Annotated in this window: 1 pseudogene; it reads left to right on the top strand. The window is 66.4% G+C overall.

What is annotated here, in order from left to right:
- Nucleotides 1-259, top strand: a pseudogene (locus J8I87_RS44330) (alginate export family protein); the annotation flags it as partial.

The following is a 259-nucleotide window of genomic DNA, read 5'->3' on the forward strand; positions in this document are numbered from 1 at the left end:
GACGGGCGTTAGTTCCGCGTTTGCGGATTCGGCTGCTGCACCCGTTGCAGGCATGAACCGCGCGGCCGACTTTGCGAATGCGGCCAGCGGCGCTGCGGCGAGCACGGGCGAGACGGCGGCCGCGTGCAACGCCAAACGTCCCGTCGTACTGTTCAATCGCTGGCAGGAAGACTGGTCTGTGCTCGCTAACCCCTGTGTTCAGCGTGAGCCGCTCGACGGACTCAAGTACATTCCGCTGGGCGGCATTCCGCTGGGCGGC

It is taken from the genome of Paraburkholderia sp. LEh10, assembly GCF_017814945.1.
GTDB lineage: Bacteria > Pseudomonadota > Gammaproteobacteria > Burkholderiales > Burkholderiaceae > Paraburkholderia.